Origin of the sequence: Streptomyces thermocarboxydus (assembly GCF_024760485.1) — a bacterium.
Lineage (GTDB): Bacteria > Actinomycetota > Actinomycetes > Streptomycetales > Streptomycetaceae > Streptomyces > Streptomyces cellulosae.
Genome location: NZ_CP058273.1, coordinates 4320793 through 4340311 on the forward strand (window position 1 = coordinate 4320793; position 19519 = coordinate 4340311).

Below are 19519 nucleotides of genomic sequence, written 5' to 3' on the forward strand. Positions count from 1 at the left end.
CAGGGTCGGCTGGTCGTGTCACGCCCATTGTCCTCCGGGGCGCGGCCCGCGTCCCGGCGTGTCAGCGGGGCCCGTACTTGCGGCCGGTCTTCGAGGAGATGCCGCCCAGCAGGTTCCGCGGGACCAGCTTCGACGCGCCCATCAGCACCTTGTACCGCGGGTCGGGGACGGACAGCGACTTGCCCCGGGCCAGGTCCGCCAGCGCCGCCGCGGCGACCTTGTCTGCGTCCAGCCACATCCACCGCGGGATGTTGTCCGTGCCCATGCCGGCCCGCTCGTGGAACTCGGTGCGCACGAAGCCGGGGCACAGCGCCATCAGCCGTACGCCGTGACCGGCCAGGTCCTGCGCCGCGCCCTGCGTGAACTGCACGACCCACGCCTTCGACGCCCCGTACGTCCCGCGCGGCACGAACGCCGCGGTCGAGGCGACGTTCACGACTCCGCCGCGTCCGCGCTCCCGCATCGCCTCCACCGCCGCCGACGTCAGCCGCAGCACGGCCTCGCAGTGGACCTTGAGCATCGTCAGCTCGTCGGACATGGGGACCTCGAGATAGCGGCCCTTGTGACCGAACCCGGCGTTGTTGATCAGCAGGTCGACCGGGTTGCGGCGGTCGGCGAGCCGGCGCTCCACCGCCTCGATGCCCTTGTCCTCGGACAGGTCGGCGGTCAGCACCTCCGCCTCGATGCCGTGGCGGTCGTGCAGCTCGGTCGCCTGTTCCCGAAGCCGGGCGGTGTTCCGGGCCACGAGCACCAGGTCGTGGCCGTCGGCCGCCAGCCGCCGCGCGAACGCGGCACCGATCCCCGCCGTCGATCCCGTAATCAGAGCCGTTGTCATGGCGCAAGAGTAGTGACCCGGAGCGGAGCCGTCCGCTCTGTGGTTCGGGCCGACACCGGTCCTCCAGGACACACGCCGACGTACGGTCAGACCTCCACGCCCGCGCCGTACTTCTCCACATGTTCCCGCGCCTTCCGCAGCGCCTCCGGGTGCAGCGCGTCCCCCGCCGCCAGCAGCCGGGGGAGCAGGGCCCGCTCCGTCGTCACCGCCCGGAATTGAAGAGCCACGGTCACGTCGTGGTCCGGCCGGTGCACGACGCGTACGGCGTCCCCCGCGCGCACCTCGCCCGGCGTGATCACCCGCAGGTACGCACCCGGCGCGGCCCGGTCGGTGAAGCGCCTGACCCAGCCGTCCTCACCCAGATGGCCCTGGAAGGTGCGGCAAGGAATACGCCCGGACGTGACCTCCAGGACGACCTCGGGCCCCACGGCCCAGCGATCGCCGATCAGCGCCCCGGAGACGTCGACGCCCACGGTGGTGAGGTTCTCGCCGAACGAGCCGGCGGGCAGCGTGCGCCCCAGCGCGCGCTCCCACTCGTCGAGGTCCTCGCGGGCCACCGCGTACACCGCCTGGTCGTCCCCGCCGTGGTGCCGCGTCTCGCACACCGCGTCCCCCGCCAGTCCGCTCCCGCCGATGCCCTTCGCGCCGGGCGCCGACACCCGCACCGGCCCCTCCACCGGACGCTTGTCGATACCGGTCAGGCCGTCGCGCTGACCGGTGTAGGGGACGGGCTTCGGGCGGCCCAGGTTCACAGACAGAAGCTTCATGCGGTGCACGGTAGGGCATGCATATCAAAGCGTCGACGCATTAATTCCCGGTTGATCAAAGGCAGGCTTATCCCTGTGCGTATCCTGGCGGTGTGATCGAAGCCCGCCACCTCCGCGTGCTGCGCGCCGTGGCCTCCACCGGTTCCTTCTCCGCCGCCGCCCGTGAACTGGGGTGCACCCAGCCCGCCGTCAGTCAGCAGATGAAGGCCCTGGAGGCGTCCGCCGGCACGCCGCTGCTCGTCCGCACCGGCCGCGAGATGCGGCTGACCCAGGCCGGCGACGCGCTGGTGCGGCACGCGGCGGGCATCCTCGCCGGGCTCACCGCCGCGGAGGAAGAGGTCGCGGCCATCGCAGGGCTGCGCGCCGGACGGGTCCGGCTGGTGTCGTTCCCCAGCGGCAGCTCCACACTCGTGCCGACCGCCCTCGCCGCCCTGCGCGACGCCCACCCCGGCACCCGGGTCTCCCTGGAGGAGGCCGAGCCGCCCCGCTCCGTGCGGATGCTGCGCGACGGCGACTGCGACGTGGCCCTCGCCTTCCGCTACGAGGGCGCGAGCGGCGCGGAGGAGTGGGAGGACCTGGTGGTGCGGCCCTTGCTGTCGGACCGGCTGGTCGGGCTCGTGCCGGAACGGCACCGGCTGGCCCGCGCGGGGTCGGTCGCCATCGGCGACCTCGCCGAGGAGCCGTGGATCGCGGGCTGCCCGCGCTGCCGGGGCCAGCTCGTCGAGGTGTGCGAGACGGCGGGTTTCACCCCCCGCATCGACTTCGCGACCGACGACTACCCGGCGGTCGCCGGTCTGGTCGGCGCGGGACTCGGGGTCGCGGTCCTGCCGCAGCTCGCGCTGGAGTCGCTGCGGCCGCGCGGCGTACGCACCGTGGACCTGGAGCCCGCCGTGCGGCGGGAGATCGTCGCGCTCACCCTGCCGGACCTCGCCCAGGTCCCCGCGGTCACCGCGACGCTGGAGAAGCTGGCGGCGGCCGCCGCCAGGTGAGGGAAGCCGCCTGGGCCGCCGCGGCCGCCGCGGCCGCCTGAGCCGCCTCGGCCGCCTGAAGGCGCCGAGTGACCGGCGTGCGGCTGACAGAGCGTGGGCACGCGTGCGTGCCTGGGGTTCTTTTCCGGAGAAACGTTCCTTCAGGTGTTCGAGGCGGTGGCGTGTCCGCCGGCGCCCGACGCCGACACCAGCCGGTTGCGCGCCCGCCCCATCAGTTCTTCGCGTTCGTCCTCGGTCAGGCCGCCCCACACGCCGTACGGCTCGCGCACCGCCAGCGCGTGTGCGGCGCACTCGGCGCGTACCGGGCACCTCATGCAGACCTCCTTGGCCGAGTTCTCGCGTGCGCTTCGGGCGGCGCCCCGTTCGCCCTCCGGGTGGAAGAAGAGCGAGCTGTCCACCCCGCGGCAGGCAGCCAGGAGCTGCCAGTCCCACAGGTCCGCGTTCGGTCCGGGAAGGCGGGAGAAATCTGCCATTGCGTGACCCCTTGTAGCCGTTACTGGGCGGATCCGGTGTCCACGACCGTACAACTACGATCAAAGGAGATGAAAATATGACTCATTGCGAATCTAGCTCCGGACACCATCAAAGGGGAAGAAAAGGGGCTGAATGGGGCATGGGTTGTGATGAAAGTTCGGGGGTATGTCGCGCGTGTCTCCACCGTGAGCGCCTCCTCACGTAGAGTGCCGAAGATGGCAGACGGCCCCGTAACTCTTTCGAGTGACCGTCGTTGAGAGTGCGAGGCGGTTGAAAGAACAAGCGCTCGGGCGGGCGTCCGAGACGGTCGACCGCAAGGTGACGATTTCGTACCAGCCTGGAGGCTCAAGGTGACGCGCATCAGCTGCGGAGGGCGGCCATGACTTCCGTCCTCGTCTGCGACGACTCCCCGCTTGCCCGAGAGGCGCTCCGCCGCGCGGTCGCGACCGTGCCCGGCGTCGAGCGCGTGACGACGGCGGCCAACGGCGAGGAAGTCCTCCGCCGCTGGGGCGCCGACCGCTCGGACCTGATTCTGATGGACGTGCGCATGCCCGGTCTGGGCGGCGTCGAGACAGTACGGCGGCTGCTCTCCGCCGACCCCGGAGCACGCATCATCATGCTCACGGTCGCCGAGGACCTGGACGGCGTCGCCCTCGCGGTGGCCGCCGGCGCCCGCGGCTATCTGCACAAGGACGCCTCCCGCGCGGAGCTGCGCGCCACGGTCACGCAGGCGCTCGCCGACCCGACCTGGCGGCTCGCCCCGCGCCGGCTGCGCTCGGCCGAGATGGGCGCGGCGCCCACGCTCACCGCGCGTGAGATCCAGGTGCTTGAGGGCATGAGTCACGGCCGCTCCAACGCGGAGATCGGCCGCGAGCTGTTCCTCTCCGAGGACACGGTGAAGACCCACGCGCGCCGTCTCTTCAAGAAGCTCGGCGCCTCGGACCGGGCGCACGCGGTGGCGCTCGGGTTCCGGTGGGGCCTGGTGCGCTAGGCCGTCCCGTCCTGCGGGCCGTGCAGGCCGGGGCACGGGGCGCCTTACCGGCGCGGGGTCCGGGTGCGTGCCCGGGCCCGGGTCCGGTACGCGTCGGCCTGACGGGACGCGGTGGTTGGTGCCCTTCGGCGCCGAGGCGTCGGCCGTGCGTATTTCTCGTACGGACATCCGTGTCTCTGCCGAGCGGCTGCGGCCCCGGTCCTCGTGATGCTCCGCATGGCCGCGAGCTGTGCCGGCAGCGGCGAACCCCGGGCGCGGGCCCCGTACACGCGGGTCCGCCAGGGGCTGCACGCGTGGGCCGGCGCACACGGCGGACGTGGTGTTCGCCGCGGCCGGGAGGGACCCGCTGCTCGTTTCGCGGCGGATGCCGCATCCTTGAGGTGTGGAGTTCCTCGGGGACGAGTCGGTCGAGCGGAAGGGGAGGGCGCAAAGGATGACTTCCGGCGCACCTGCTCATAACGCTTCGGTGCACAACCAAGGACACGGTGCTACGGACCCCGCGTCCGCAGGGCACCATGGACCGATGCGCGACGACGAGGCGGGCACGGCCCAGGGGGCGATCGGTGCGCTCGTCCACCGCGCGGTCGACGGAGACGAGCAGGCCACGCACGACCTGCTCGCCCACGTCCATCCCCTCGCCCTGCGCTACTGCCGCACCCGTCTCTCCCGCCTGCCGGGCGACGCCCGGCACTTCGTCGAGGACCTCGCCCAGGAAGTCTGCGTGGCGGTGCTGCTCGCGCTGCCCCGCTACAAGGACACCGGCCGGCCCTTCGAGGCGTTCATCTTCGCGATCGCCTCCCACAAGGTCGCCGACCTCCAGCGCGCCGCCATGCGGCACCCCGGTTCGACCGCCGTGCCGTCCGACGAGATGCCGGAGCGGCCCGACGACTCGCTCGGCCCCGAGGAGCGCGCCCTGCTCAGCAGCGACGCGGAGTGGGCCAAGAAACTGCTGGCCAGCCTGCCCGAGAACCAGCGCGAGCTGATCCTCCTGCGCATCGCCGTGGGGCTCACCGCGGAGGAGACCGGTCAGATGTTGGGAATGTCACCCGGCGCGGTCCGGGTGGCGCAGCACCGCGCGCTGAGCCGGCTGCGGGCCCTGGCGGAGCAGTAACACCCGTCCCCGCACCGCCTCTTCGCGCACGCGTCACATGCGGATGAACGGACGATCAGCCGTTCCCGTACGAACATACGAAGCCGGGGACCGTGCGGAACCGTGGAATGAGACACCCACGCTTCCCGTTAGCATGGACATCCGCACCGATCAAGGCCATTTGGGGAAGGTGTCATGACTGCCAACGTCGACGGAGTGCCCGGAAAATTCGCGACACTCGGGCTGACCTACGACGACGTGCTGCTGCTGCCGGGCCCGTCGGACATGGCACCCGACGAGATCGACACCGCCTCGTACGTCTCCAAGAACGTGCGGGTCAACATCCCGCTGCTGTCCGCCGCCATGGACAAGGTGACCGAGTCCCGCATGGCGATCGCGATGGCCCGCCAGGGCGGCGTCGGCGTGCTGCACCGCAACCTGTCCATCGAGGACCAGGCCAACCAGGTCGACCTGGTGAAGCGGTCCGAGTCGGGCATGGTCACCGACCCCATCACGATCCACCCGGACGCCACGCTCGCCGAGGCCGACGCGCTCTGCGCGAAGTTCCGCATCAGCGGTGTCCCGGTGACCGACGGCAACAAGAAGCTGCTGGGCATCGTCACCAACCGTGACATGGCCTTCGAGACCGACCGCTCCCGTCAGGTGCGCGAGGTCATGACGCCGATGCCGCTGGTGACCGGCAAGGTCGGCATCTCCGGCCCGGACGCCGTGGAGCTGCTGCGCCGCCACAAGATCGAGAAGCTTCCGCTGGTCGACGACGCCGGCGTCCTCAAGGGCCTCATCACGGTCAAGGACTTCGTCAAGGCCGAGAAGTACCCGAACGCCGCCAAGGACGGAGAGGGCCGTCTGCTGGTCGGCGCCGCGGTCGGCGTCGCCGGTGACGCGTTCGAGCGCGCCCAGGCGCTGATCGAGGCGGGCGTCGACTTCATCGTCGTCGACACCGCGCACGGTCACTCCCGGCTGGTCGGCGACATGGTCGCCAAGATCAAGTCGAACTCCTCCGGCGTCGACGTGATCGGCGGCAACATCGCCACCCGTGACGGCGCCAAGGCGCTCGTCGACGCGGGCTGCGACGGCATCAAGGTCGGTGTCGGCCCGGGCTCCATCTGCACCACGCGTGTCGTCGCCGGCGTCGGCGTCCCGCAGGTCACGGCGATCTACGAGGCCGCGCTGGCCGCCAAGGAGGCCGGCGTGCCGGTCATCGGCGACGGCGGTCTGCAGTACTCCGGCGACATCGCCAAGGCGCTCGTCGCGGGCGCCGACACGGTGATGCTCGGCTCGCTGCTCGCGGGCTGCGAGGAGTCGCCGGGCGAGCTGCTGTTCATCAACGGCAAGCAGTTCAAGTCGTACCGCGGCATGGGTTCGCTGGGCGCCATGCAGACCCGCGGCGACCGCAAGTCCTTCTCCAAGGACCGTTACTTCCAGGAGGGCGTCGCCTCCGACGAGCAGCTGGTGCCCGAGGGCATCGAGGGCCAGGTGCCCTACCGCGGTCCGCTGTCGTCCGTCGTCCACCAGCTCGTCGGCGGTCTGCGCCAGTCGATGTTCTACGTCGGCGGTCGCACCGTCCCCGAGCTCCAGGCAGGCGGCCGCTTCGTCCGGATCACCTCGGCGGGCCTCAAGGAGAGCCACCCGCACGACATCCAGATGACGGTCGAGGCACCGAACTACAGCCGTCAGTAGCGGCGGGCTTCCCGAGGGCGGCTCCGGACCACCGGGGCCGCCCTCGCCCCGCGTCCGGGGCGGTGGGCGCCGCGGCCGTCGGGGATACTGGAAGGCGCTGCAACGCAACAGGGAAAGGCCACAGACGTGACTGAGATCGAGATCGGGCGCGGCAAGCGCGGCCGCCGGGCGTACGCCTTCGACGACATCGCGGTCGTCCCCAGCCGCCGTACGCGGGACCCGAAGGAGGTCTCGATCGCCTGGCAGATCGACGCCTACCGCTTCGAGCTGCCGTTCCTGGCCGCTCCCATGGACTCGGTCGTCTCGCCGGCCACCGCGATCCGCATCGGCGAGCTCGGCGGCCTCGGCGTGCTGAACCTCGAGGGCCTGTGGACCCGCTACGAGGACCCGCAGCCGCTGCTCGACGAGATCGTGGGCCTGCCGGACGAGGCGGCCACCCGCCGACTCCAGGAGATCTACGCCGCTCCGATCAAGGAGGAGCTGATCGGGCAGCGCATCAAGGAGGTGCGGGACTCCGGCGTCGTCACCGCCGCCGCGCTCTCCCCGCAGCGCACCGCCCAGTTCTCCAAGGCCGTCGTCGACGCGGGCGTGGACATCTTCGTCATCCGCGGCACCACGGTGTCCGCGGAGCACGTCTCCGGCTCGCACGAGCCGCTGAACCTGAAGCAGTTCATCTACGAGCTGGACGTCCCGGTGATCGTCGGCGGCTGCGCCACCTACACCGCCGCGCTGCACCTGATGCGCACCGGTGCGGCCGGCGTGCTGGTCGGCTTCGGCGGCGGCGCCGCGCACACCACGCGCAACGTGCTGGGCATCCAGGTGCCGATGGCCACCGCGGTCGCCGACGTGGCCGCCGCCCGCCGCGACTACATGGACGAGTCCGGCGGCCGCTACGTGCACGTCATCGCGGACGGCGGCGTCGGCTGGTCCGGCGACCTGCCCAAGGCGATCGCCTGCGGCGCGGACTCCGTGATGATGGGCTCCCCGCTGGCCCGTGCCACCGACGCGCCGGGCCGCGGCCACCACTGGGGCATGGAGGCCGTCAACGAGGAGCTGCCGCGCGGCAAGAAGGTCGACCTCGGCACGGTGGGCACGCTGGAGGAGATCCTCACCGGCCCGTCCCACACCCCCGACGGCTCCATGAACCTCTTCGGCGCCCTCCGCCGCGCGATGGCCACCACGGGCTACAGCGAGCTGAAGGAGTTCCAGCGGGTCGAGGTCACGGTGGCGGACAGCCAGCACCGCCGGTAGTCGCTGGGCGGTTCTCCGTACTGCACGGAAAGGGGCTGGTCACCTGAACGGGTGACCGGCCCCCTTCGTGTGTCCAACGGCGCGTGTGGTGGCCGGGGGCGCCCATGGGGACGCCACCGCAGGCCCACCCGCTGGGACCGGATCCGTTTGTGGACGGTGAAGTCCGTACCCGCGCGGCGTCCCGCCCACCAGCAGCCTCCGTGACACGGAAGCCCGCCGCGCGCCCCCTCTCACAACCGGTGCGCCGCCCCCGTAGGTGTCGCGCCGCGCGTGTCCAGGAGGAGCTGGGCCTTCACCGAGAGGCCCTGGAGGTCGTACGTGCGGTGTTGCTGGAGGAGGATCGTGAGGTCGGCGTCGGCGGCGGCCTCGTAGAGGGAGTCGGCGCGGGGGACGGGGCGGTCCAGGACGTTCCAGGACGGGACGTGCGGGTCGTGGTAGCTGACCGAGGCGCCCAGTTCCATCAGGCGGACCGCGATCTCCTGCGCGGGGCTGCCCTGGAGGTCGGCGAGGTCGGCCTTGTAGGTGACCCCGAGGAGCAGCACGCGCGCCCCGCGTGCCGATTTGCCGTGCTCGTTGAGCAGGGCGGCGGCGCGCTGCACGACGTAGCGGGGCATGCGGCCGTTGACCTCCTGGGCCAGTTCCGCCATGCGCAGGGTGCGGCCGGCGTGCGCGGTGAGGTCCTGGGGGACGGTGTGGCCGCCGACGCCGGGTCCGGGGCGGAAGGCGAGGAAGCCGAAGGGTTTGGTCTCCGCGCAGCGCAGCACGTCCCACAGGTCGATGCCCAGGTCGTGGCAGAGGGCGGCCATCTCGTTGACGAGGGCGATGTTGACGTGCCGGAAGTTGGTCTCCAGCAGCTGCACGGTCTCGGCCTCGCGGGGGCCGCGGGCGCGGACCACCTTGTCGGTGATGCGGCCGTAGAAGGCCGCCGCCGACTCGGTGCAGGCGGGGGTGAGGCCGCCGATGACCTTCGGGGTGTTGGCGGGGGTGAAGTCGCGGTTGCCGGGGTCGACGCGGCTGGGGCAGTGGGCGAGGTGGAAGTCGCGGCCCGCGCGCAGGCCGGAGCCCGACTCCAGCAGCCGCAGCAGCGGGCCCTCCGTGGTGCCGGGCGGCACGGGGGACTCCAGGATCACGGTGGTGTGCGGGCGGAGCTGCGCGGCGAGGGTGCGGGCGGCCGCCTCGACCTGCCCGAGGTCGAGCCCGCCGTCGGCGGCGGGCGCGGTGGGGGCGCAGATCACGGCGGTGCGCACCCGGCCCAGCTCGGCCGCGCTGGTGGTGACCCGGAAGCCCTGCGCGAGCATGCGCCGCTGCTCGGCGGGGCTGAGGGAACCGGGCTCGGGGCCGGTCCGGTACCCGACGGTGGGGATGCCGGCGGCGACGGCGGCCTGGGCCAGGGGCAGTCCGAACGGGCCGAGTCCGATGACGGCGAGATCTGCGGGCATGGCGTGGACCGTCCTTCCCAATAGCCGGAGTACGACAGGTGCGCAAGCGCTGAGGACTGGACAGGCGAGCGCAATGTCAGACTAGGAGTAAATATGACCGATATGCGGGATTGATCCGCTGGTTTTCGGTGAGTCGTCCTGCGGGTCGCCCAGTGGTGTCTGTGGCGGGGTGTCCGGTGGGTGTGCGGGCGCGAGGTTGTCCACAGCCTGTGACCCGCGGTTGTCCACAGGCCGAGGCGGCGTGTGGCCGAAGTCGGGCAACCCGGTCAGAATCTGGGCATGAGGGTGGGAGACCGGGCTTCGCCCGACGGGTGCGGCCGATGCGACCGACGAGCGGGAGGCAGCGGTGAGGACAGCGACACTGGGGCCGGCGCGGCGCGCCGAATCACTGGCGTCCATGGCGGAGCGCGAACTGGACGTGCTGGTGCTGGGCGGCGGAGTGGTCGGCGCGGGCACGGCGCTCGACGCGGTGACACGCGGCCTGTCCACGGGACTGGTCGAAGCGCGCGACTGGGCGTCGGGCACCTCCAGCCGCTCCAGCAAGCTGATCCACGGCGGCCTGCGCTATCTCGAGATGCTGGACTTCGGCCTCGTCCGCGAGGCGTTGAAGGAACGCGGGCTGCTCCTGGAGAAGCTCGCCCCGCACCTCGTGCGCCCGGTGCCGTTCCTCTACCCGCTGCAGCACAAGGGCTGGGAGCGGCTCTACGCCGGGACGGGCGTCGCGCTCTACGACGCCATGGCGATGACTCACAGCCACGGACGGGGCCTCCCCGTGCACCGCCATCTGAGCCGCCGTCACGCCCTGCGTGTCGCGCCCTGCTTGAAGAAGGACGCGCTGGTGGGCGCCTTGCAGTACTACGACGCCCAGGTGGACGACGCACGGTTCGTCCTCAACCTCGTGCGCACGGCGGCGGCGTACGGCGCCCGGACGGCCAACGGCACCCGCGTCACCGGGTTCCTGCGTGAGGGCGAGCGGGTCGTCGGCGCCCGCGTGCAGGACGTGGAGGGCGGCGGCGAGTACGAGATCCGCGCCAAGCAGGTGGTCAACGCGACCGGGGTGTGGACCGACGACACACAGGCGATGGTCGGCGAGCGCGGCCAGATCCACGTGCGGGCCTCCAAGGGCATCCACCTGGTCGTGCCCAAGGACCGCATCCACTCGAGCACCGGGCTGATCCTGCGCACGGAGAGGTCCGTGCTGTTCGTCATCCCCTGGGGCCGGCACTGGATCGTCGGCACCACCGACACGGCATGGGATCTCGACAAGGCGCACCCGGCCGCGTCCAGCGCCGACATCGACTACCTGCTGGAGCACGTGAACTCCGTCCTCGCGGTGCCGCTCACCCGGGACGACGTGGAGGGGGTGTACGCGGGCCTGCGCCCGCTGCTCGCCGGCGAGTCGGACGCCACCAGCAAGCTGTCCCGCGAGCACACGGTCGCCCACCCGGTCCCCGGCCTGGTCGTGGTCGCGGGCGGCAAGTTCACGACGTACCGGGTGATGGCCAAGGACGCCGTGGACGCCGCGGTGCACGGGCTCGACCTGCGCGTGGCGGACTGCGTCACCGAGGAGACTCCCCTGGTGGGCGCCGAGGGCTACCACGCCCTGTGGAACGGCCGGGCCCGCACGGCCGCCCGTACTGGCCTCCACCCGGTCCGGGTGGAGCACCTGCTCCAGCGGTACGGGTCGCTCTCCGAGGAGGTGCTGGACCTCGTCGCCTCCGACCCGTCCCTGGGCGAGCCGCTGCGGGCCGCGGACGACTATCTGCGCGCCGAGGTCGTCTACGCCGCCTCGCACGAGGACGCGCGCCACCTGGAGGACGTGCTCACCCGGCGCACCCGCATATCCATCGAGACGTTCGACCGGGGCACGCGCAGCGCCCGCGAGGCCGCCGAGCTGATGGCGCCCGTGCTGGGCTGGGACAGCGACCAGATCGACCGCGAGGTGCAGTACTACGAGAAGCGGGTGGAGGCCGAGCGGGAGTCGCAGCGGCAGCCCGACGACCTGACGGCGGACGCGGCACGCCTGGGGGCGCCGGACATCGTGCCGTTGTAGCCCGCCCGCGGGCCGCTTGCCCTGTCGGCGGGGAGGCGGGGTCGTGGCCCGCTGCGCGTCGGGCCGCCACCCGGCGGGTGTGGGGTCGCCGTCGGACGCGTCCCGGGGGCCCGCCCGCCGGGCCCGGCAGCGTAACTCGGCCATGTGCGCGGCCGGTTCCGGGGCGGCGGCCGGTGAGGGCCGGCGCACCCGCACCTCCGCCGACCTGGGCGACGGCCCGTCACAACCGACCGCTCTCGACCGAATCCGCACGCTTCGGATTCCGGCTTTGTCGGGACCCGTCCTGCAGAGTGGAGGAACGCTTCGTTCCCTCACTTCTCCGCCCGCCGTGTCCGGTGGGCGGACAGGGGCACCCTGGGCGTCGGGCGCTTGTCGGGTGAGGGACAATGAAGGCTCTGTCAGGGCGGGTTGCATGAGGGGACGCATGTCGGAGGCGGAGCGGGCGGGGACATCCCGTCAGGACAAGAGCGCACGTCTCCTCGCCGGGCGGTACCGGCTGGGAGACGTGCTCGGCCGCGGCGGCATGGGGACGGTGTGGCGGGCCGAGGACGAGACCCTCGGCCGTACGGTCGCCGTCAAGGAGCTCCGCTTCCCGTCGAACATCGACGAGGAGGAGAAGCGGCGGCTGATCACCCGGACGCTGCGCGAGGCCAAGGCGATCGCGCGGATCCGCAACACCAGCGCCGTGACCGTCTTCGACGTGGTCCAGGAGGACGACCGTCCCTGGATCGTCATGGAGCTCGTCGAGGGCAAGTCCCTCGCCGAGGTCATCCGGGAGGACGGCCTCCTCGAGCCGCGCCGCGCCGCCGAGGTCGGGCTCGCCGTCCTCGACGTGCTGCGGTCCGCGCACCGCGAGGGCATCCTGCACCGCGACGTGAAGCCGTCCAACGTGCTGATCGCCGACGACGGCCGCGTCGTCCTCACCGACTTCGGCATCGCCCAGGTCGAGGGTGACCCCTCCATCACCTCGACCGGCATGCTCGTCGGCGCCCCCTCCTACATCTCCCCGGAGCGCGCCCGCGGGCACAAGCCCGGCCCCGCGGCCGACCTGTGGTCGCTCGGCGGCCTGCTGTACGCGGCGGTCGAGGGCACCCCGCCGTACGACAAGGGCTCCGCGATCGCGACGCTCACCGCGGTGATGACCGAGCCGCTGGAGGAGCCGAAGAACGCGGGCCCCCTGCGGGACGTCATCCACGGTCTGCTCAACAAGGACCCCGCCCAGCGGCTCGACGACCGCGCCGCGCGGGCCATGCTGACCGCCGTCCTCAGCGCGCCCGACACCAGGGACGCCGGCGGCCGGCCGGCCGACGCGACCCGCGTCGTGCCGCTGCCCGAGCAGCCCGGCACGCGGGACGGCGGCGCCAGGCGGGGCGAGGAGGCCGCGGAGAAGCTGCGCGGCGCGCTGCGCTCCGTGCGCAAGGCAGCGGTGGCGGCCGGTGCGGCGTCCGGCGCGGCGACGCGCACCCGGGACGCGAAGCCGGCCGCCGCGCGGTCCGCGACCGCCGCGAGCCCCGCCGCCGGGACGCCCGGAAGCACGCGTGACACCAACGCGGCCACGGGCGGCCGTAGTTCGGGCTGGCCCGTGATGACCCCGCCGGACCTGCCCGCCCGGCCCGCCCCGCGCGCCTCGATCACCGACGTGGTGCCGCGCCGCACGCTGGTCGTCATTGCACTGGTCGTCGTGCTCGCCGTGATCGGCACCGTCCTCGCCCTCACCCTCGGCGGCGACGACGAGGACGGCAAGGGCGCCCAGGGCTCCGGCGGCGGCCCGACCGTGGCCGAGAGCACCCCCAGTGCCGAGACCAGGAACGACGACGAGGACGGCACCAGGACCGACGGCTCCGCCACCGCGTCCTCCGGCACCGGCACGAGCGACGGAGCCACCCCCGGCTCCACCGGAACCGGCGGCGGCGCCGCGCCGGGCAGCTCCGGGGACGCCGGGAACGGCGGGGCGGGCAAGGCCAGGGTGGCCACGACGCACCGGGGCCAGCAGGGCTACTCGATCGGCCTGCCCGCGGGCTGGAAGTTCAAGTCGTCCGACGCGGCCGGCGACCGCTTCACCGGGCCGAACGGCCAGAAGCTGCTCATCGGCTGGACCACCACGCCCAAGGACGACCCGGTCGCCGACTGGACGAACCAGGAGCGCGCCATGGTGCGTCCCCAGTACAAGCGCATACGGATCGCGGCGGTGGAGTACCGCGGCTGGAAGACGGCCGACTGGGAGTTCACCTACGTCGACGGCGGCGTCACCTACCGGTCCGTGGACCGGGGAACCGTCGTCAACGACGGTCTGGGGTACGGGCTGATGTACACGGCCAGGGCCGACGCGTGGGACGGCGCGCAGCGCAAGAACACGTGGCGGACGCTGACGAGGACGTTCCGCCCGAAGTCCTGATCCGTCCGGCCCGCTGATCGGGACTCCAGATGTGGCATCCCCTCTCTGCGGGTTGCCTCCGGCACGTATCGTGAGTGGTTGCGGACCGTACGGAGCGGGAACGGGCCGTCCGGAGAACGGAACTGACCGACCGTAGTGCCGGGGGAGGCAACGTGGACGACTATGCGGGACGGGTTCTCGCCGACCGCTACCGCCTGCCCCTGCCCCCCTCCGACGAGTACGAGCTGACCGAGAGCCGCGCCTTCGACACCTACAGCGGCCAGGAGGTCCTGGTCCGGCAGGTGCCGCTGCCGGAGGTCGTCGAGGCCGAGGTGCTGGACGCCGAGGGGCTGCCCGAGGGGTTCACCGCCCGGGACGGCGCGCGGCGCGGCAGAGGCGTGCCCGGCGGGGGCCGGGGCGCGGTGCGCCGGCCCGCCGACCCGGTCGTGCGGCGCGCGGTGGAGGCCGCGCAGGCCGCGGCGGCCCTGCCCGACCATCCGCGCCTCGACCAGGTCTTCGACGTGTTCGCGGAGGGCGGTTCGCTGTGGATCGTCAGCGAGTACGTCGCCGCGCGCCCGCTGGCCGCGCTGCTCGCCGAGAAGCCGCTGTCCCCGTACCGGGCCGCCGAGGTCGCCTCCGACGTGCTCACCGCGCTGCGGGTGCTGCACTCCCACGGCTGGGTCCACCGCAACATCACCGCGCGCACGGTGCTGGTCTGCGACGACGGCCGGGTGATGCTCACCGGGCTCGCGGTCGGCGCGGCCGAGGAGGCGCTGTGCGGCTACGACCCGGTGCCGCCCGCCGACGACGAGGAAACGGAGCCGGGCACGGCGCTCGAGGCGCTCGGTCCCGGCGCCGGAGTGGACGGCGGGCGCGGACCCGCCTGGCCGCCCGGGTTCACCTCCGACCCCGACCCGGACGCGGCCCGCCGCGCGGCCATCGAGGCCCGCGCCAAACGGCTCCCGGGCGGCGGCGGGACCGGCGGACCCGGCGACCTCTCGCCCGTGGTGGCGCCCCGCGCGCTGGACAGCGCGGGCGACGTGCGGGCGGCGCGGGCCGGGGCCATCGCCGCCTACCGCGCCGCGCCCGTGCCGCCGCCGCGTCCAGGAGGCAGCAGGGCTCCCGCGCGCTGCCCGGCGCACGGCCCGCCCCTGAGGAGGCGCCGAGCAGCGGCCGTCGTCACTCCGGGCCAGATAGCCGACCCGTACGGGGTGGCCGCCTCCGGCTGGCACGGAGCCACACCCGCATCGCGCCCAGGCGAGCGGCACACCCGAAGCCGCCCCCGAACCAGCGGCGCACGCCCCCGCCCGCCGCGGCCCCGCCACCGCGCTGGCCGCCGAGCGCGCCCGCCAGGCCCGGATGGCCGTCGTCGGCCCCGTCACCGAACGCTGGGCGCCCGAGCAGGCAGGACCCGTCCACGAGAACTGGCAGCTCGCGCCGCCCATCGGCCCCGTCACCGACCTGTGGGCGCTGGGAGCGCTCCTGTTCCGTGCCGTGCAGGGGCACGCCCCCTACCCGGAGGAGTCGACGGCCGAGCTGGTGCAGATGGTGTGCGCCGAGCCGCCCGCCTTCGCCGAGGAGTGCGGCCCGCTGCGTCCGGTCGTGGAGTCGCTGCTGCGCCAGGACCCCACCGAGCGGCCCGACTTCGAGGAGCTGCGCGGCTGGCTGCGGTCCCTGGTGCGCTCCGCGCCCGAGCCGGAGGCGGGCCTGAACGTCGTCACGGCCCCGCCGGTCGACGCGGGACGTCTGCCGGTCATACGGCGCCGGGGCGAACTCGTGCGCAGGCGCCGCGCCGGGCTGCCCGCACGGCACGGACGGCACAAGAAGGCCGCCCCGCGCGCCGGTTCACCGCGTCGCCTCGGCCGCACCCTGCTTCTGCTGGTGCTGCTCGCCCTGGCGGCGGCTGTCGCGTACGCGGTGCTGTTCATGCCGAAGGCCGGCGAGGAGACCACCGGGTCGCCCACCGCCGACCGCACGAGCGCCGTCGGAGGGGCGGCGCCGAGCCCCTCGGGGGACGCGCACCCGGACAGCAACAGCTCCCCGAGCGGCGGCGACGGGCAGCAGAGCACACCCGAGGAGTCGGCCGCGTCCACCCAGACACAGACCACCGGCCCCGAGGTCGCCGACGGCTTCACGCTGCGCAAGGACCCGGTGGGCTTCGAGGTCGCCGTCGCCGAGGGCTGGCAGCGCGCCGGCAAGAACGGCAGCGGCCAGGTCGTCTACTCCAAGGGCGACTTCGAGCTCATCGTGGTGCCCGGCCGGGACGGCGCCCAACAGTTCGGCGGCGACCCGATGGCCTACCAGCGGGACGCCGAGCGCGAGCTGCAGCCGTACCGCGACTCGAGCTGGGCCACCTCCACCGGCCTGAAGACCATCGAGGTCGGCGGACGGGTCATGGCCGAGGGCCAGTTCACCTGGACCGGCGACAAGGGCGAGCTGTACGTGCGCAACCTCGCCGCGCTGATCGACGGCCGCTACCACGTGGTGCAGGTGCGCGGCCCGGCAGGCGAACGGGACGAGGTGACACGGCTCTACGAGCAGGCGGCCGCCACGTACCGGCACACCGGCTGACCACCGGCGCGGCCGTGAGGGAAGACGCGACGCGGGGGGCGCGACAAACCATCACAGTGCGGTCTCTCTGGCACCCCCTCGGTTCCCAGGACGGGCCGGGGTACCTACCCTGACCCTGTCAAGACCATTGCGGGGCAACGTGAATCAGATGCAGGGCTCGCTCGTCGCGGGCCGCTACCGACTCGGTGAATCCATCGGGAGCGGTGGCATGGGCCGGGTGTGGCGCGCACACGACGAGGTGCTGCACCGTTCCGTCGCCATCAAGGAACTCACCGCCGCGCTCTACGTCTCCGACAGCGAACAGGCCACCCTGCTGGCCCGCACCCGCGCGGAGGCGCGGGCCGCCGCGCGGATCAACCACTCGGCCGTCGTCACCGTGCACGACGTGCTGGAGCACGACGGCCGGCCGTGGATCGTCATGGAGCTGGTCGAGGGCCGCTCGCTGGCCGACGCCGTCAAGGAGCAGGAGCGCGTCGAGCCCCGCGAGGCCGCCCGCATCGGCCTGTGGGTGCTGCGCGCCCTGCGCGCCGCGCACGCCGCCGGCGTCCTGCACCGCGACGTCAAGCCGGGCAACGTGCTGCTCGGCCGGGACGGGCGGGTGCTGCTCACCGACTTCGGCATCGCGCAGATAGACGGCGACGCGGCCATCACCCGCACCGGCGAAGTCGTCGGTTCCGTCGACTACCTGGCGCCCGAGCGGGTCCGCGGCCACGACCCCGGCCCCGCGTCCGACCTCTGGGCGCTCGGCGCCACCCTGTACACGGCGGTGGAGGGCACCTCGCCGTTCCGCCGCACCTCTCCGCTCACCACCATGCAGGCCGTCGTCGAGGAGGAGGCCGAGCCGCTCCGGCACGCCGGCCCGCTCGCGCCCGTCATCAGCGCGTTCCTCCGGAAGGATCCGGCCACCCGGCCCGACGCCGCGACGGCCGAGCAGATGCTCGCCGAGGCCGCGGAAGGGCGCCGCCCCCGCGCGGCGCAGGAGTACGTGCCCACCCAGGCCGTCGGCGCCCACGTCCCGCTGCCCCGCCAGACAGGACCGCACCCCGGCGCGGGCGCACAGCCGTACCCGACCGGCACGCCGGCCCGCCCGCACAGCGGCTCCACCTCCGTGCAGGCGCCGTACGGGACGCCGACCGTGCAGCGCCGGAGCTCGCGCCGGCGGACGATCGCCCTGGTCGTCGCGCTGGCCGCGATCATCGGCGGGGGCACGGCGGTGGTGCTCCAGCAGCAGGACGACCGCGGCGGCGTCACGGCGACGCCGACCAGGACCGTCGAGACCACGGAGACGCCCGGCGTGTCGGACACGGAGGGGACCGACGACGGTGGCCTGCCCGAGGGGTGGGTGCGCCGCAGCGATCCCTTCGGCTTCACCGTCGTACTGCCTGGCGAGGACTGGGAACGGGTGGTGTTCGACGAGGAGACGCAGCAGGTCGACTACACCCCCGACGGCGGCAAGCACTTCCTGCGCATCGCCGCCGACGAATCCCCGGACTACGACGACCCGTTCGACCACCTCAGCGACCTCGACCAGCAGGTCGGCGGGCGGCTCGTCGACTACGAGCAGATCGAGCTGAGCCGCCTGACCTACCGCGACCGCGAGGCCGCGCGCCTGGAGTACGGCTGGACCGCGCTGGCCAAGGACACCGAGTTCCCCGGGCCGTACCGGGCGGTGGACCAGATGTACCTCACGCGTGACGGCGTGGAGTACGCCCTCTACATGGCCGGGCCCGCCGAGGACTGGGACACGACCGTGCAGCAGTTCGAGACGATCCTCAGAGGCTGGCGCGAGCCCTGACTGCCCCCGGCGTGCGCGGACGTGCGCCCGTTGGCCGAATCGCCGTACCGGAGCGGACACATCCGGTGGGGCATGATGGGCGCATGGTGACCGAGGGGGAGCCGGACAACGGGACCGACGGGGCCAACGCCCGCGTCGTGGCGGGACGTTACCGCCTGGAGGCACTGCTCGGACGCGGCGGCATGGGCGTGGTGTGGCGGGCCACGGACCAACTGCTCGGCCGGGGCGTCGCGGTGAAGGAACTGCCCTACGACGACACGCTCACCGCCGCCGACGCCCGGCGGCAGCGCGAGCGCACCCTGCGCGAGGCGCGCGCCCTGGCCCAGCTCAGCCACCCGAACATCATCGTCGTGCACGACGTCGTCGAGGACGACGAACGCCCGTACATCGTCCTGGAGCTGATCGACGGTCCGTCCCTCGCCGACCGGATAGCGTCCGACGGTCCCGTGGACGCGGCGGAGGCCGCGCGGATCGGCGTCGACCTGCTGGGCGCGCTGCGCGCCGCGCACGCGGCCGGGGTGCTGCACCGCGATCTCAAGCCCGCCAACGTGCTGCTGGAGAACGGCACCGACCGGGTGCTGCTCACCGACTTCGGCATCGCGCAGATGCCCGGCTCGACCACCCTCACCGAGAGCGGGTCGTTCGTCGGCTCGCCCGAGTACACCGCGCCCGAGCGGATGTCGGGCGCGCGGACCGGGCCCGAGTCGGATCTGTGGTCGCTGGGCGCGCTGCTGTGCGAGGCGCTCAGCGGCGAGTCGCCGTTCCGCCGCGACTCGCTGAGCGGGGTCCTGCACGCGGTGGTGGTCGACGAGATCCGGCCGCCCGCGCAGGCCGGTCCGATCCTGCCCGTGGTGCGCGGCCTGCTGGAACGTGACCCGGACCGCCGGCTGGACGCCGACCGGGCCGAACGGATGCTGCGCGCCTTCCTCGCGACCGGCCGGACGCCCGAGACGGCCCCGCTCGACCTGCTCCCGGACCGCGAGCCGCCCCGCCGCCGCAGCCCGGTGTGGCGCCAGGTGCCGGGGACCGCCCCGCAGGACACGCCGGACGCCCGCCCCGTACGCCGTCAGCCCACCCGGGGCGCCCTGGTCGCGGCGCTGGTGATCGCCGCGCTGGCCGGGGCGGGCGTGTCCGCGGGGGCGCTGCTGCTCCAGGACCGGGGCGGCGAAGGGGGCGGCGGCACGCCGAG

At 73.3% G+C, this 19519-nt stretch carries 13 protein-coding genes and 1 pseudogene; 10 read left to right on the plus strand and 4 right to left on the minus strand.

All coding sequences use genetic code 11. From position 1 onward, the window contains the following. Positions 1-61: 61 nt before the first annotated feature. Entirely contained in the window at positions 62-835 is a 774-nt protein-coding gene (locus AY578_RS20055) for an SDR family NAD(P)-dependent oxidoreductase (protein WP_258903501.1), read from the minus strand. A gap of 86 nt (positions 836-921) precedes the next feature. Beyond that, the gene (locus tag AY578_RS20060) at positions 922-1602 is read right to left on the minus strand and encodes an MOSC domain-containing protein (RefSeq protein WP_258903503.1); all 681 of its coding nucleotides are present in this window, start codon (positions 1600-1602) and stop codon (positions 922-924) included. 92 nt (positions 1603-1694) lie between these two features. Here AY578_RS20060 and AY578_RS20065 point away from each other — a divergent pair, with 92 nt between their 5' ends. Next, a complete protein-coding gene (locus AY578_RS20065) occupies positions 1695-2591 on the plus strand; it encodes a LysR family transcriptional regulator (RefSeq protein WP_019527922.1) in 897 nt (298 codons plus the stop codon). Between the two features lie 140 nt (positions 2592-2731). Here AY578_RS20065 and AY578_RS20070 read toward each other — a convergent pair whose 3' ends face one another. After that, the gene (locus AY578_RS20070; RefSeq protein ID WP_006130727.1) at positions 2732-3064 is read right to left on the minus strand and encodes a WhiB family transcriptional regulator; all 333 of its coding nucleotides are present in this window, start codon (positions 3062-3064) and stop codon (positions 2732-2734) included. 380 nt (positions 3065-3444) lie between these two features. On the opposite strand from AY578_RS20070, the gene AY578_RS20075 reads away from it, so the two are divergent. The 4 genes from AY578_RS20075 (at position 3445) to AY578_RS20090 (ending at position 8098) form a co-directional block, all read left to right on the plus strand. Then, the gene (locus AY578_RS20075) at positions 3445-4056 is read left to right on the plus strand and encodes a response regulator transcription factor (protein ID WP_003948568.1); all 612 of its coding nucleotides are present in this window, start codon (positions 3445-3447) and stop codon (positions 4054-4056) included. 523 nt (positions 4057-4579) lie between these two features. After that, the gene (locus AY578_RS20080) at positions 4580-5167 is read left to right on the plus strand and encodes a sigma-70 family RNA polymerase sigma factor (protein ID WP_006130726.1); all 588 of its coding nucleotides are present in this window, start codon (positions 4580-4582) and stop codon (positions 5165-5167) included. Between the two features lie 174 nt (positions 5168-5341). After that, positions 5342-6847 (plus strand): IMP dehydrogenase, encoded by a 1506-nt coding sequence (guaB, locus tag AY578_RS20085; protein WP_019527921.1) that lies wholly within the window; start codon positions 5342-5344, stop codon positions 6845-6847. A 126-nt stretch (positions 6848-6973) separates the two neighbouring features. Continuing rightward, positions 6974-8098 carry a GuaB3 family IMP dehydrogenase-related protein gene (locus tag AY578_RS20090; protein WP_019527920.1) on the plus strand — a complete coding sequence of 375 codons (1125 nt, stop codon included), beginning with the start codon at positions 6974-6976 and terminating at the stop codon, positions 8096-8098. 230 nt (positions 8099-8328) lie between these two features. On the opposite strand, the gene AY578_RS20095 is transcribed toward AY578_RS20090, so the two are convergent. Continuing rightward, the gene (locus AY578_RS20095; RefSeq protein ID WP_019527919.1) at positions 8329-9537 is read right to left on the minus strand and encodes a nucleotide sugar dehydrogenase; all 1209 of its coding nucleotides are present in this window, start codon (positions 9535-9537) and stop codon (positions 8329-8331) included. A gap of 346 nt (positions 9538-9883) precedes the next feature. Between AY578_RS20095 and AY578_RS20100 the strand changes: the two genes are divergently transcribed. From AY578_RS20100 to AY578_RS20125, 5 genes and pseudogenes are all read left to right on the plus strand, one after another. Then, entirely contained in the window at positions 9884-11590 is a 1707-nt protein-coding gene (locus AY578_RS20100; RefSeq protein ID WP_161231823.1) for a glycerol-3-phosphate dehydrogenase/oxidase, read from the plus strand. 424 nt (positions 11591-12014) lie between these two features. After that, positions 12015-13985, plus strand: a complete 1971-nt coding sequence (locus AY578_RS20105; protein WP_258907454.1) for a serine/threonine-protein kinase — start codon at positions 12015-12017, stop codon at positions 13983-13985. Positions 13986-14137: 152 nt separating this feature from the next. Continuing rightward, positions 14138-16535: pseudogene (locus AY578_RS34110) on the plus strand (protein kinase domain-containing protein). A 148-nt stretch (positions 16536-16683) separates the two neighbouring features. Further along, positions 16684-18330 (plus strand): serine/threonine-protein kinase, encoded by a 1647-nt coding sequence (locus tag AY578_RS20120; protein WP_026244291.1) that lies wholly within the window; start codon positions 16684-16686, stop codon positions 18328-18330. Between the two features lie 83 nt (positions 18331-18413). Further along, on the plus strand, positions 18414-19519 hold a 1106-nt coding region (locus AY578_RS20125; protein ID WP_258903671.1), incomplete at its 3' end, for a serine/threonine-protein kinase.

Bases quoted from the DNA above. Each gene is read 5' to 3' on its own strand.
- AY578_RS20055 (WP_258903501.1), bottom strand. From the start codon at position 835: ATGACAACGGCTCTGATTACGGGATCGACGGCGGGGATCGGTGCCGCG.
- AY578_RS20060 (WP_258903503.1), bottom strand. From the start codon at position 1,602: ATGAAGCTTCTGTCTGTGAACCTGGGCCGCCCGAAGCCCGTCCCCTAC.
- AY578_RS20070 (WP_006130727.1), bottom strand. From the start codon at position 3,064: ATGGCAGATTTCTCCCGCCTTCCCGGACCGAACGCGGACCTGTGGGAC.
- AY578_RS20075 (WP_003948568.1), top strand. From the start codon at position 3,445: ATGACTTCCGTCCTCGTCTGCGACGACTCCCCGCTTGCCCGAGAGGCG.
- AY578_RS20080 (WP_006130726.1), top strand. From the start codon at position 4,580: ATGCGCGACGACGAGGCGGGCACGGCCCAGGGGGCGATCGGTGCGCTC.
- guaB (WP_019527921.1), top strand. From the start codon at position 5,342: ATGACTGCCAACGTCGACGGAGTGCCCGGAAAATTCGCGACACTCGGG.
- AY578_RS20095 (WP_019527919.1), bottom strand. From the start codon at position 9,537: ATGCCCGCAGATCTCGCCGTCATCGGACTCGGCCCGTTCGGACTGCCC.
- AY578_RS20105 (WP_258907454.1), top strand. From the start codon at position 12,015: ATGTCGGAGGCGGAGCGGGCGGGGACATCCCGTCAGGACAAGAGCGCA.
- AY578_RS20120 (WP_026244291.1), top strand. From the start codon at position 16,684: ATGCAGGGCTCGCTCGTCGCGGGCCGCTACCGACTCGGTGAATCCATC.